The organism is Saccharospirillum impatiens DSM 12546 (assembly GCF_000423605.1).
Classification (GTDB): domain Bacteria; phylum Pseudomonadota; class Gammaproteobacteria; order Pseudomonadales; family Natronospirillaceae; genus Saccharospirillum; species Saccharospirillum impatiens.
The window spans coordinates 24,662-36,897 of sequence record NZ_AUIH01000040.1 but is presented as its reverse complement, the minus strand read 5'-3'; the positions used below and the strand labels follow the sequence as shown (position 1 = coordinate 36,897).

The 12,236-nt window shown below is 56.1% G+C and carries 12 protein-coding genes; 10 read left to right on the top strand and 2 right to left on the bottom strand.

What is annotated here, in order from left to right:
- The coding region (locus tag G565_RS26450; RefSeq protein ID WP_211227198.1) for a transposase at positions 1–163 on the bottom strand (163 nt) is incomplete at its 3' end.
- Positions 164–284: 121 nt separating this feature from the next.
- Between G565_RS26450 and G565_RS0116280 the strand changes: the two genes are divergently transcribed.
- The 10 genes from G565_RS0116280 (at position 285) to G565_RS26135 (ending at position 11,440) form a co-directional block, all read left to right on the top strand.
- A complete protein-coding gene (locus G565_RS0116280) occupies positions 285–1,163 on the top strand; it encodes a carbohydrate ABC transporter permease (protein WP_028671840.1) in 879 nt (292 codons plus the stop codon).
- 9 nt (positions 1,164–1,172) lie between these two features.
- Complete coding sequence (locus tag G565_RS0116275) at positions 1,173–2,003, top strand: carbohydrate ABC transporter permease (protein ID WP_028671839.1); 831 nt, start codon at positions 1,173–1,175, stop codon at positions 2,001–2,003.
- Between the two features lie 93 nt (positions 2,004–2,096).
- Positions 2,097–3,587 carry a mannitol dehydrogenase family protein gene (locus tag G565_RS24530; protein WP_051208107.1) on the top strand — a complete coding sequence of 497 codons (1,491 nt, stop codon included), beginning with the start codon at positions 2,097–2,099 and terminating at the stop codon, positions 3,585–3,587.
- 59 nt (positions 3,588–3,646) lie between these two features.
- On the top strand, positions 3,647–4,540 hold the full coding sequence (locus tag G565_RS0116265) for a helix-turn-helix domain-containing protein (protein ID WP_028671838.1): 894 nt from the start codon (positions 3,647–3,649) through the stop codon (positions 4,538–4,540).
- 86 nt (positions 4,541–4,626) lie between these two features.
- Entirely contained in the window at positions 4,627–5,316 is a 690-nt protein-coding gene (locus G565_RS0116260; RefSeq protein WP_037339818.1) for a Type 1 glutamine amidotransferase-like domain-containing protein, read from the top strand.
- A 283-nt stretch (positions 5,317–5,599) separates the two neighbouring features.
- Complete coding sequence (locus tag G565_RS24525; RefSeq protein WP_157600117.1) at positions 5,600–6,235, top strand: methylamine utilization protein; 636 nt, start codon at positions 5,600–5,602, stop codon at positions 6,233–6,235.
- The gene (locus G565_RS0116250; protein ID WP_028671836.1) at positions 6,225–8,573 is read left to right on the top strand and encodes a putative bifunctional diguanylate cyclase/phosphodiesterase; all 2,349 of its coding nucleotides are present in this window, start codon (positions 6,225–6,227) and stop codon (positions 8,571–8,573) included. Before G565_RS24525 ends, G565_RS0116250 begins: the two co-directional genes overlap by 11 nt.
- The gene (locus G565_RS0116245) at positions 8,566–9,438 is read left to right on the top strand and encodes a DUF3034 family protein (protein ID WP_245584202.1); all 873 of its coding nucleotides are present in this window, start codon (positions 8,566–8,568) and stop codon (positions 9,436–9,438) included. The genes G565_RS0116250 and G565_RS0116245 overlap by 8 nt, the downstream gene beginning before the upstream one ends.
- Before the next feature lie 14 nt (positions 9,439–9,452).
- Positions 9,453–9,926, top strand: a complete 474-nt coding sequence (locus G565_RS24520; protein ID WP_084649428.1) for a group I truncated hemoglobin — start codon at positions 9,453–9,455, stop codon at positions 9,924–9,926.
- Positions 9,927–10,030: 104 nt separating this feature from the next.
- Positions 10,031–11,440 (top strand): HDOD domain-containing protein, encoded by a 1,410-nt coding sequence (locus G565_RS26135; RefSeq protein WP_051208100.1) that lies wholly within the window; start codon positions 10,031–10,033, stop codon positions 11,438–11,440.
- A gap of 53 nt (positions 11,441–11,493) precedes the next feature.
- Here the strand turns inward: G565_RS26135 and G565_RS0116230 are convergent, their stop codons facing one another.
- Complete coding sequence (locus tag G565_RS0116230; protein WP_157600116.1) at positions 11,494–12,213, bottom strand: hypothetical protein; 720 nt, start codon at positions 12,211–12,213, stop codon at positions 11,494–11,496.
- Positions 12,214–12,236: the final 23 nt, after the last annotated feature.

Sequence of the window (12,236 nt, the reverse complement as noted above, 5' to 3'; positions counted from 1 at the left end):
CGGTACAACGAGGATCGTCCAAGACCTTATCCAGTTGGCGTGACAGGCCGAGCTTTTTGTCGACTTCGCGAAAGAGCACCAGTCCGGCGTCTGACGTTAGATCACCACCGGTAAAGTCGACTTCAACCTTACGGCGTTTTAGAGGAGAAAGGGACAAAGTCATGTGGTAGCATTCCGTTACGGCTTTGGTGGTTGAAAATAAATGGTGTCGCAACCTTATTATCAACTTCCCAAAGCCGTTTTGCTATCCGAATACCCAGTTTGGTGAAATATCCGGGCTAGTCATGTCTCAGCTCTCTAGAAATGCCCGAGCGGCACGTTTTCTGGTTGCACCCTCGGTTCTGCTCTTGTTGGCATGGATGACTGTGCCACTGGCAATGACACTGTATTACTCGACCGTCAATTTCAATCTGACGATCCCGGGTTTGCGCAACTTTGTTGGCTTTGAGAATTACATATTCTTCTTCACCGACCCGAGTTTCTTCGCGGGGATGTCGAATACCCTGGTATTGGTTGGCTCAACACTGTTGATTACTGTTGTGTTGGGTACGCTGATTGCCGTACTGATCGACAGCCCATTTCCAGGCAGAAGCCTGGTGCGCATTTTATTGATTTCGCCCTTTTTCATCATGCCAACCGTGAATGCTTTGGTGTGGAAAAACCTGCTGATGAATCCCGTCAGTGGTTTCTTTGCGTTTCTGTCCAAGAGTGTTGGTCTGACACCGATCGACTGGTTTACCGATGTGCCCATGCTGTCGATCATTATCATTGTGTCCTGGCAGTGGCTGCCCTTCGCCATTCTTATTCTGATGACGGCCATGCAGTCGCTCGATCAGGAACAGTTGGAAGCGGCCCGTATGGACGGTGCCGGACCCATCGCTATTTTCAGGCACATCACCTTGCCGCATCTGGCACGACCCCTGGCCGTGGTGGTGATGATTGAAACCATTTTCCTGTTATCGATATTTGCCGAGATTTTCACCACAACGGGTGGAGGGCCGGGTACTCAGACGACCAACCTGGCCTATCTGATCTATTCCCAGGCGTTGCTTCAGTATGACGTGGGTATGGCGTCTGCGGGCGGTATTGTTGCGGTGGTACTGGCCAACATTGTGGCGTTCTTTTTAATCCGCGTCGTCGGCAAGTCGTTGGCCGGGGAATAGGAGATTGAGATGAAGTTACATACTGAGAAAGTCGTCAAACTGACGCTAGTGACCATTGTCTCCTGGTTGGTTGCGGCCCTGCTGTTCTTTCCGATCTTCTGGATGATTCTGACCAGCTTTAAGACGGAGCTGAATGCGTTTTCCTCGCCGCCAAGCTTGTTTTTCTGGCCAACGCTGGAGAACTATTTTGTGGTGTTCGAACGCAGCGACTACGTTCGTTACGCCTGGAACTCGGTAGTGGTCAGTTTTGCGTCGTCCATTCTGGCCATGCTCATTGGTATACCGGCCGCCTATTCGATGGCTTTTTTCCCGACAAAACGTACCCAGGGCGTACTGCTGTGGATGTTGTCGACAAAGATGCTGCCACCGGTAGGCGTACTTGTGCCCATTTACCTGCTGGCGCGGGATATGTCTTTGCTCGATACCCGCACGGGCCTGGTCATCATCTACACCCTGATCAACCTGCCCATCGTTGTCTGGATGATATACACCTACTTCAAGGACGTGCCCAAAGACATTCTTGAAGCTTGCCGGATGGACGGCGCCAGCCTGTGGCAGGAGATCCGGCACGTATTGATCCCCATCACCATGGGCGGTCTGTCTTCCACCTTTTTGCTGTCGCTGATTCTGAGCTGGAACGAGGCGTTCTGGTCTCTGAATCTGACCGCCTCGCAGGCAGCGCCGCTGACGGCGCTGATCGCTTCTTATTCCAGCCCTGAAGGACTGTTCTGGGCGAAATTGTCGGCAGCCTCAACGCTGGCGGTAGCGCCCATTCTGGTGTTTGGCTGGATCAGCCAGAAACAATTGGTTCGTGGTTTGACCTTTGGTGCTGTTAAGTAGTGTGGGTCGTCGTTAACGGAGCCTTCGGGCTCCGTCTTTTTTAGAATTTGGTAAACCGCGGCGTTTCAGTGCCAGGTGATTGAGGAGTTTTTTGTGTCGGAATTGAATGTCCAGGCTATCGTGGATATAACGGCAGGCAGTTGCCCGCAGGCACTGCACTGGCCCGCATTTAATCGCAGTGACGTTGAAGTGGGTATTGCCCATATCGGTGTCGGTGGTTTTCATCGTGCGCATCAGGCTCGCTACCTCGATGATTTGATGGCTGGTAGCGGTGATTTGCATTGGGGCATTTGCGGCATTGGCATTCGCCCGGAAGACAAACCTTTTCTCGAAACACTGGCCCGCCAAAAAGGGTTGTACACCCTGACAGAAAAAGATGACGACCAGACCCGGGATCGGGTAATCGGGTCACTGGTTGACGTTCTGTTTGCGCCGGAAGATCCGCAGCGGGCTGTTGATTTACTTGCCCGGCCGAGCGTACGCATCATCAGCACCACCATCACGGAGGGTGGCTATTTATACGACTTCGAGAAACACCGTTTCTTCCACGATCACCCCGATGTTCAGCACGACCTCGGCAACCGAGTGCAGCCAAAAACCATTTATGGCTATTTGTGGCAGGCGCTGGAAGCCCGTTCCAAACTGGGGGCCGGTGGCGCTGTGACACTGCTTTCCTGCGATAACGTGCCGCACAATGGCGATGTCTTTCGCAAAGCGCTGCTGGGTTTTCTGGAGCATGCTGACCCGTCACTGGGCTTGTGGGTGCAAACTCATGTGTCTTTTCCCAATTCAATGGTCGACCGCATTACACCGGCACCGGGTGAGTCGGACCAACAGGCCGTGTTGCAACGCCACGGTGTTGTCGACCCTTGTGCGGTGGGCGCTGAGACATTCATTCAGTGGGTGATCGAAGATGATTTCAAGGCCGGTCGCCCTGCACTGGAAACCGTTGGCGTGCAATTCACGGCTGATGTATCGCCCTATGAAACCGCAAAGCTGCGGTTGTTGAACGGCAGCCACCTGATGATGGGGTTCATTGGGTATCTGGCGGGCTATACCCGGGTAGATATGGCGATCAAAGACCCGGCCATACGGCAGTTGGTGAAAGACTATATGGCCCTCGATGCGGCCCCGACGCTGACACCGATTCAAGATATGCCGCTGGATGATTATCAGGGGCAATTGATAGCGCGGTTCGGCAATTCGACCATTGCCGACCAGCAACAGCGTATCTGTTCAGACGGTTATACAAAGCTTAAAAATTACCTGATGCCGGTGCTCACTGATGTGATCGAAGCAGGTGGTGATACCCGACGTTTGAGCCTGCTGTTTGCCAGCTTTCTGAAGTATCTGGATGGTGTTAATGATGCCGGTGAATCGATGCCGATCATTGAATTTAACCTGAGCCGGGAGCAGTTGCACGCCAGTGCGGCAGATCGACTGTCGTTGCTCAAAGTCGATGCCCTGTTTGGCGAACACCCCGACGTTCGTGATACCCGGTTCCTGGATGAGGTTGCAAGCCATCTTGCCGGTATTCGGGCCCGGGGAGCATACGCGCATCTGAAGCTGCTGTTGCAGGGGTAGCTGTGGGGTGACTATTGACCGGTCGAAGGCTATCCTGTACAGGCCAGTGGAGGAACTGTATGAGCGCAATCAAACCGGAATATGAAGCCGTCTATGAAGCCCAGAACAGCTTTCGGTACCTGGCCCATGGTGCCGACAGTTCGCTGGTGCGCTGGCATTACCACAACGAGTATGAACTGCACCTGATTCAGACCACCCACGGCAACGCCTTTATCGGTGATTACGTAGGGCCCTTTACCCCGGGCTCGGTGTTTTTGTGTGGCCCCTATTTGCCGCACAACTGGGTCTCGCTGGGTGATTTTCAAACAGGCATTCGCGACCGGGTAATCAACTTTTCCGATGAGCGCATACAGGCGCTGATACAGGTATTGCCCGAGATGAAATCGCTGCAAACCATGTTGGCCGATTCCCGCTATGGCATCGAGTTTTCAAAAGAGGCCAGCGCCCGGGTAGTGGACGAGTTTGCCAGTGTCGCAGGATTGAAAGGCCCGGCAAGGGTACTGTCATTTTTGAACATCATGTCGGAACTGGCCCAGACACAAGACTACTGGCCCCTGTCGAGCCGGTCTTTCGAAGAAGAATCGGATTCGCTGATGGAAGGGCGGGTAAACACTGTGGTCAGTTACATCATCCACAATTGCACCCGAGAGCTGAGCCTGGAGGAGGTCGCCGGTGTGCTGGGTCTGGCGCCGACGTTTTTTTCGCGCTGGTTCAAGAAAGCGACCGGTTACCGCTACATCGATTTCCTGACCCGGTTGCGGATCAGCCGCGCCTGTGAGCATCTGGAAGTCACCGATCGCCCCATCACCGATATCTGTTTTGACGCCGGTTTCGCCAATGTGGCCAATTTCAACCGTCACTTTCTAAAAATCAAAGGCATGACACCGCGCCAGTACCGTGAGTCGATCGAGATTCGTGGGCGGACGATGCAAAAGGTGGTCTTACACCGTTAGCCTTGATCCAATCGCCGGTTCATGGGTATAAAGGGAGCCTGAGGAACAGACCCTGTGTCAAAGCACCCGGAATTGAAGGATCAACTATGCCCATCATTGCTATTGGCGGCGGCGAACTGAAAGATCAGGAGACCCTGCTGCTCGATCAGTTTATCGTCAAGCAAACCCAGAAAGCCCAGCCCCGTGCTCTTTTTATTCCTACCGCCAGTGGCGACGCGCCCGGCTATATCGAGACGTTTGATCAGATCTATGGGCTGTTGCTGGGGTGCGATACCCGGGCTTTGTGCCTGAGCCGACAGCCCACCGCTGATGCCATTGCCGACCTGATTGACTGGGCCGATCTGATTTATGTGGGCGGCGGTGACACCCGCACCATGATGACTCAGTGGCGGGCACACGGAGTGGACCGCCTGTTAATTGAGGCCGAGGCAAATGGCAAAGTATTGTGTGGCCTGAGCGCTGGGGCTCTTTGCTGGTTTGACCTGGGGTTCAGTGATTCCAACCGCTTTGATACCCACGGCGACTGGACTTTTACCCGTGTCGAAGGCCTGGGATTAGTGTCTGGTATGCTGTGCCCGCACCTCGACAGCGAGCAACGCGCATTGCCACTGATACAGGATTTGCTGGCCAACCCCGTGGAGGCTCTTGCCCTGACAGACTGCGCCGCAGCGGTGATCTGTGATGGACAACTGTCTATTCTGGAAGGCAATGACCGCGCGGCGGCCTATCGCATCATACCGGCTACAGAGGGACTGAACTGGACACGGCTTCGCTAACACCCCGGAATTTGCCATAAACCCGGTACGGCACTGTAAAAAGCAACGGAAACAGGGTGTTTGAGTCGCCAAACCGTGACCGGGTCGACTATAGTGAAGGTCCATGGTAAATAAACGGCTGTGCATCATGCAGTGCTTGTCTCTATTGCGTCGTTGGTGCTTCCGGCAGTGCCGGTTTTTTATGCAGAGGGTGTCTAACTTTCTGGTTAACTTTCGTCCTTGTCTTCTATCAGGGTTACAGCGAGAGTGGCTTTCCTTCGGTTTTCTGGCGGTTATTTTGAGTGTGTCGGCAACCCCTGCTACGGCGGTCACACTGCCTCCGTTGCAGCTTGTGGATCAGGCTGGCCAACCGGTCAGTGATGTCGTAGCCCGTGTTGAGCAGTCGCAAACGTCAGCCGCACAGGAAGGCCCCGATGTCGCCGTGATGGACCAGGTCGACCTGAGTTTCAGCCCCAAGGTTATTGCCATCAGCACGGGTACCCGGGTCCAGTTTCCCAACAGCGACGAAACTCGCCACCATGTCTATTCTTTTTCGCCCGCCAAAACGTTTGAACTGCAATTGTTTCGTGGCAACGAAGCACCACCGGTCGAATTTGACCAGTCAGGGCTGGTGGTGATTGGCTGTAACATTCACGATGCCATGCTCGGTTACATTTACGTCACTGACGGTCAGGTTTATGGCGTGACCGACGCCGACGGCGGCCTGACGCTACCAACCTTCACCGCCCCCGAATCGGCCGAGCTGGTGCTCTGGCACCCGGATCTTGAAGAGACCCTGGCGTTGCCGATAGCCGGGCTCGACAACCAGGGAGACCTGTTGCGCATTGAACTGCCAATGACCCAGCGCCAGGCGGAGCCCGAACCCGCTGCCGGCAGCCTGCGTAACCGACTGCAGCAATATAAGACCAATGACGATTAGTTTCCGTACCCGGCTACTGCTGATTTTCACAGCCGTACTGGCCGTTACGCTGACCGCGACAACCCTGTCTGCCCTGCGGGCAACCGATGCCAATACCCGGACCAACGCTCTGCGCGAGTTGGCCGTAGCCGAGCGCGTGTTTCAAACCCTGCTCGATGAAAACAGCCGGGAGTTGACTGACCGGACCACCCTGTTGGCAGAAGATTTTGGCTTCCGCCAGGCCATCGCTACCAATGAAGAAGACACCATCATCAGCGTGCTGGCCAATCACGGCGATCGCATCGGCGCTGATTTGATTATGCTGATGTCACCAGAGGGCGAGGTGCTGATCAGCACCCATGATATCGGTGCCGATCTGGATCGGGTGCGCTCTGGCCTTGGCAACCAGGCCACTGCGTTTTCATTGCTGACACTGAGTGAACACCAGCCCTATCAAATGGTGATGGTACCGGTAGATGCCCCGCAACGGGTTGCCTGGGTTGGTATGGGTTTCCTGCTCGACAGCGATTTGCTGAATCGCTTTCGGGACATTACCAGTGCCAACGTAACGCTGATATACCGGGAGAGGGAGTCCGGCAATGACTCGGACCTGCAGACCCTGAGTACACTGCCTACCCAGCCTTTAGCGAACGTTAATTTATTGGGGCCATACGAGGAGGTGCTTGCTCAGGCCTCGCAAGAGCTTCTCGAGCAGGGCCTGCTTAGCCGGTACGCGACCCTGCTTGATCAGCCACCGGTGCATTTGGGCGCGTTACTGACGGTGTCGCTGGCCGATGCCGTTGCGGCCAACACCCGGTTGCGCACCCAAATGCTGCTGATTGCCCTGGCAGCACTGGTGGCCGCTGCCGTGGTCACCCTGTTTATTGCCCGTGGCATTACCCGACCGATTGATACCCTGGTAGCGGCCGCGCGGCGCATTGCCCGTGGGGACTATCAACAGGGCGTATCGTTAAAAAACACCAACGAGTTTGGTGTGCTCGGGCAAACCCTTAACACCATGCAGAACGACATTCAGCAGCGTGAGCGGCATATTTTCTATCAGGCGCAACACGATCTGAAAACCGGGCTGCCCAACCTTGAGCAGATGGCGCAGCGCTTTGCCGAAAAGCCGCAGGACGATCCGCAAAATCGGCTGGCCGTCGTACTGATACGGCTTGAGAACGTCAGCGCGCTGAGCGATGTGTATGGGTTGGCCTTTACTGACGAGATCGTCCGATTGGCCGCGGAACGGCTGGTGCAACAGTTACGGCCGGGCGATGTAGCCGGGCGGGTGGGTCCCAACGAGTTTCTGGTGCTGGCTGACGCGGTAACGACAGAGGCGTGCGACCAGGCGCTGGCCGATTATCTCGCTGTGTTTGACCGGGCTATTGGACATCTCGACATCGACGTCGTGCTCGATGTCCGCATGGGACTGGTAATGTGCCCGGAGCACGCACAGAACTTTGAAGACGCCTTGCGCCGCGCCAACATTGCGGTCAGCGATGCCCGGTTGCATGGTCAGAGCCTTGAGCGATATCAAAGCGGGCGCGATGAATCCCACCTGCGCCAGTTGACCGTGACCAACCGGCTGCAGCACGCCATTGAACACGGTGGCTTCGAACTGCTATTTCAGCCGCAATACGACCTTCGAAACCGGCGCATTCATTCCGCAGAGGCGCTGTTGCGCTGGCACGACGAGCAATTGGGTCGCATGTTCCCGGATGAATTCATACCCCTGGCCGAACAGTCCGGCGACATCACCCAAATCACCGAATGGGTGGTTACCGAAGCCATTGCTCAGATGACAGCCTGGCGTAGCGAAGGCTTTGATATGGGGGTCAGCATCAATCTGTCCGCCCGGGACATTCTGAACAGAAACTTTATCGACCGGGTGATCGAGCGAACGGCGCATGCCGGTTTTGAGCGTAAACACTTGATGCTGGAAATAACAGAAAGTGCCATGGTAACGGATACCGAACTGGCGCTGTCTCACCTCAAGCGGCTGTTTGATGCGGGCTTTGACCTGGCGATGGATGACTTTGGCACTGGCTATTCATCGCTGGCGCAACTGAAAACCATGCCGATACACGAACTCAAGATCGACAAATCCTTTGTGCTGCAACTCGATGAAGACCAGGATGACCAGAACATCGTACGGGCGACCATTGAAATGGCGCATCATCTGGGTCTGACGGTCATCGCCGAAGGTGTTGAAAACCTCGCCGCCCTGACTTTGCTGGAACAGATGGGGTGTGATGCCATTCAGGGCTATTACCTGAGCAAGCCGATGGCGGTGTCAGACCTGAAACCCTGGCTGGCGGCGTTCAAGGAGTCCAAATTGGAGTTGAACTATGGTTAACCGGTATCTGAGTCGAACTCTGATGTTACTCGTTGTACTGACCGGGCTTGTGTTCAACCCGGCCTGGGCCGGCAGTAAGATTCTCGCCACTTCAGGTGCTACCCAGATCGAAGGTGCAGCCGGTGGTGGCCTGGTGCCCTGGGCCATCATCGGTGGCTATGGCAGCGAAAGGGAATGGGGTGCGGCCGCCAGCGTGACGCGCGTTGGCCTGCCCGACTTCCAACTCGGCACGGCGGCCGTGCATGCCGGGATCAACAACCGGTTTGAAGTCAGTTTCGCGCAGCAGACCTTGCAGGTGGATAACTTGGCGGCGGTGCTGAGCAGCCCGCTTGACGGCGTGATCGAACAACATGTGTATGGCGCCAAAGCCCGGCTCTGGGGCGACCTGATCTATGAACCCTGGCCACAGGTCAGCCTGGGTATGCAGCACAAGGTTAACCTGAATCCGGCAGCTGGCAATGTACTGGGCGCCAACAGTGACAGCGGCACCGACTGGTACCTCTCGGTCAGCAAGTTGTACCTGCACGCACTCTTTGAACGGAATCTACTGCTGAACGGAACCTTTCGCTATACCGATGCGAATGAGACGGGGTTTTTAGGGTTTGGAGACGGAAGCGGCACCGACACGCAATGGATGGCCGAAGCCAGCGCAGGCGTTTTCCTTAACGCCAACTGGGCTGTCGGCGTCGAGTATCGGCAAAAGCCGGACCGGCTCAATCTGGGCGAATCAGACTGGCGCGATGCCTTTGTTGCCTGGTTTCCCAGTAAGCAGGTCACGGTTGTCGGTGCCTACACCGATCTAGGCAAAGTGGCCCTCTGGGATGACCAGACAGGCTGGTATTTGTCCGTTCAAATCAATAACTGAAGGTGATTCAATCCATGCGACTGTTAACGATCATCGCCCTGATCTGGCTGCTGGCCGCCTGCAGCACAACACCTACCCAACCGACGCTATATGAACGCCTGGGCGAGCAGGAAGGCATCACCACCATTGTCGATAACCTGCTCTACGAAATCGGTGGCAACGACACTCTGCTGCCATTTTTCGCCGCGACCAACATCAGCCGCTTTCGTGAAAAACTGATCGAACAACTGTGCCAGGTCAGTGATGGCCCCTGTGACTATACCGGCGACAGCATGGCTCAGGTGCATGCAGGAATGGATTTGAACGACAGCCATTTCAATGCCCTGGTGACAGACCTTGTGGCCGCGATGGACGAAGCTGGCGTGGCGACCGGTGCCCAGAATGATCTGCTGGCCCGGTTGGTCCCGATGTACGATGAAGTGATGAACCCCGACGACTATATCAACGCCGAACCGACAGACACCGATGCTAACAGGGTAACGCGTTAAGCACGCTATACTGCAGGGTAACCAGAGTGTATCGGCAATGTCACCATTGCCGCACAGGCAGGGAGGCCATTGACGCCACTATAACAACGATAAAAGGGCCTGCCATGAACGATGTCCGGGGACTTAAAGCCTGGTTGAAGGTGATTGCAAAGCTGGATTTGCCATCGCTGAACTCAGTGGTCAAGGCGATTTGCGAACTGAGCGATGACGATGACAGCAGCGCCGACGAATTCACCCAGATCGTGTTGCGCGATGCAGACCTCACCTCCCAGGTGCTGAAAGTGGCCAATTCGGTGCACTACAACCGCAGTTTCAGCCCAATCAAAACCGTCTCGCGAGCCATTGTGCAGATCGGTTATATGGATCTGAAGAACATAGCGCTGGCCACCACCCTGATCGACGGCTTTCTCGACGGCAAACCCCGCGACCGGCTGATCAATAATCTGGCTCGCTCCTTTCACGCCGCGGTTCAGGCCCGGGCTATCGCCCAGCAATTGAAAGGCGACGATCACGAAGAAGTCTTCATTGCGGCGTTGTTGCTGCGCCTGGGCGACCTGGCCTTGCTCGCGACCGGGCGGCCCGAAGTCGACACCTTTATGGCCGCCCGGGATCTGAGCCCGGGCGAGGCACACAGCCTGGCACTGGAGCATCTGGGTGTAGGTGTCAAAACCCTCAACCGGGCACTGATTCAGGAGTGGGGGCTGGGTGATCTGGTATTAAAAGCCAGTGATGACCGCCACAGTGCCGACCCCTGGGTGCGGTCGGTTCAGTTTGGGGATGAGATTAGCCAGACGATTCATCTGGGTATCGATCACCCGGACATGCGCAAGGTTATTCAACGCATCAGTGAGTTTCAGGATCGCAGCAGTACCGACGTGCGCGAACACATCTTGCTGATGGCCGAGGAGGCATCATCGGTCGCTGCGACTTATGGTGCGGAGCGGCTGTTGCAAGCTCTGCCGCAACGTGACGTGATCGAGGGTGATACCACAGCGGTGCAACCGACCGACCACGACATGCAGCGTTTTCTGAACCGCATCAGCCGTTGCATCATGGATGTTGAACCCTTGCCTCGCTTATTGCAGTTGGCGGTCCATGCACTGCATCGCGGCGCCGGGTTTGGCCGGGTGGCCCTGTGGTTGAGTTCAGCACGGGATCATCGGCTCGAGCCGGTCATCGTCGCCGGAGACGACGTAGCCCGCTGGCGTGAAGTCCTGAAACTGGATCTGAGCACTCTGCATCAGGAGGAAACCCTGGCGGTGTTTCTAAAAGCCCCCGAACCCCGCTGGTACACTCGCAAAGCACCCACTGACGGAGTGATGCGGCGCTTGCTCGGTACAGTCGACGGGATGATGGTGCCGGTACAGTCGCCGGACCGGCTGGTGGGGGTGATTTATGCGGACAACGACGGCGATGCGCTCACTGAACGCCAGTTTGAAGAACTGCAACTGGTCGCCAATCAGATCAATCTCTACCTGCAATTTAATATGTCGGCGCAACCAAAAAGCGGCTGAACCATCAGCCGCCTTAAGTGGAGGACCCGTCAGTGCTCAGTCGTAACCAAGCGTCATAAACCGGGTGACTGGTCGCTTTGCAGGGCATCGAGTACCGTGCTGGCTTCAATGCTGGTCAGACCATTCGCATCGGTGATGTTTTCAGCTGCCAGCTGTTGCTGAACGGCAATGACGGCGGTTTCGGCTTCATCGGCCGATTCGATGGCGGTATTGTCCGGGCTCAGTCTCTCATCCTGACTGGCATTGAACGTTTGCTGTAATTGATCCAACTGGGAGGACTCAGCTTCGGAGAAGCGCTCCAGAGCAGAAATGGTCCCATCCAGATTGCTCAGGGTCTCACCCCGATCCCGGATGAAAAAAGAGTTGTCAGGCAACGGCCCCAGGTCGTCGATGCCCTCGCCAAAGGGCTCACTCAGGGCGCGTTCGCGTATCTCCTGCAAGGCGTCTGCTGCCTGAGCACTGAGTTGTTCGCGCCCTTCGGTCAGCTCGGTACTGCCGCCCTCGGCGATCAGATCCCGTTCAGTGCGCAGCTGGTCGACCACTTCACCCCGGCTTTGCTGGGAAATGGCCAGGTTAGAGGCTTCCTGTACCAGAGATCGCTCAGCGCTGGTGCGCCGGTCGAGCGTCGTGTTGACCTGCACGTCGGGGGAAGGCGTCTGGCGCTCCTGGGGTGTTGGTTCCTGTCGTGCAGGGGTGGGTGCCTGGGGAGCGCGTGGCTCTGGCCGATTGATCGAACCCAGAGTGGCATTGCTACCCGTTATGTCCGTCAACATCTGTTAATCTCCCAAGCAAGCAG

Excerpts from the sequence above, each read along its gene's own strand:
- G565_RS26135 (WP_051208100.1), top strand. The coding sequence starts at position 10,031 with ATGAACGATGTCCGGGGACTTAAAGCCTGGTTGAAGGTGATTGCAAAG.
- G565_RS0116250 (WP_028671836.1), top strand. The coding sequence starts at position 6,225 with ATGACGATTAGTTTCCGTACCCGGCTACTGCTGATTTTCACAGCCGTA.
- G565_RS0116265 (WP_028671838.1), top strand. The coding sequence starts at position 3,647 with ATGAGCGCAATCAAACCGGAATATGAAGCCGTCTATGAAGCCCAGAAC.
- G565_RS0116245 (WP_245584202.1), top strand. The coding sequence starts at position 8,566 with ATGGTTAACCGGTATCTGAGTCGAACTCTGATGTTACTCGTTGTACTG.
- G565_RS0116275 (WP_028671839.1), top strand. The coding sequence starts at position 1,173 with ATGAAGTTACATACTGAGAAAGTCGTCAAACTGACGCTAGTGACCATT.
- G565_RS0116260 (WP_037339818.1), top strand. The coding sequence starts at position 4,627 with ATGCCCATCATTGCTATTGGCGGCGGCGAACTGAAAGATCAGGAGACC.
- G565_RS0116280 (WP_028671840.1), top strand. The coding sequence starts at position 285 with ATGTCTCAGCTCTCTAGAAATGCCCGAGCGGCACGTTTTCTGGTTGCA.
- G565_RS0116230 (WP_157600116.1), bottom strand. The coding sequence starts at position 12,213 with ATGTTGACGGACATAACGGGTAGCAATGCCACTCTGGGTTCGATCAAT.
- G565_RS24520 (WP_084649428.1), top strand. The coding sequence starts at position 9,453 with ATGCGACTGTTAACGATCATCGCCCTGATCTGGCTGCTGGCCGCCTGC.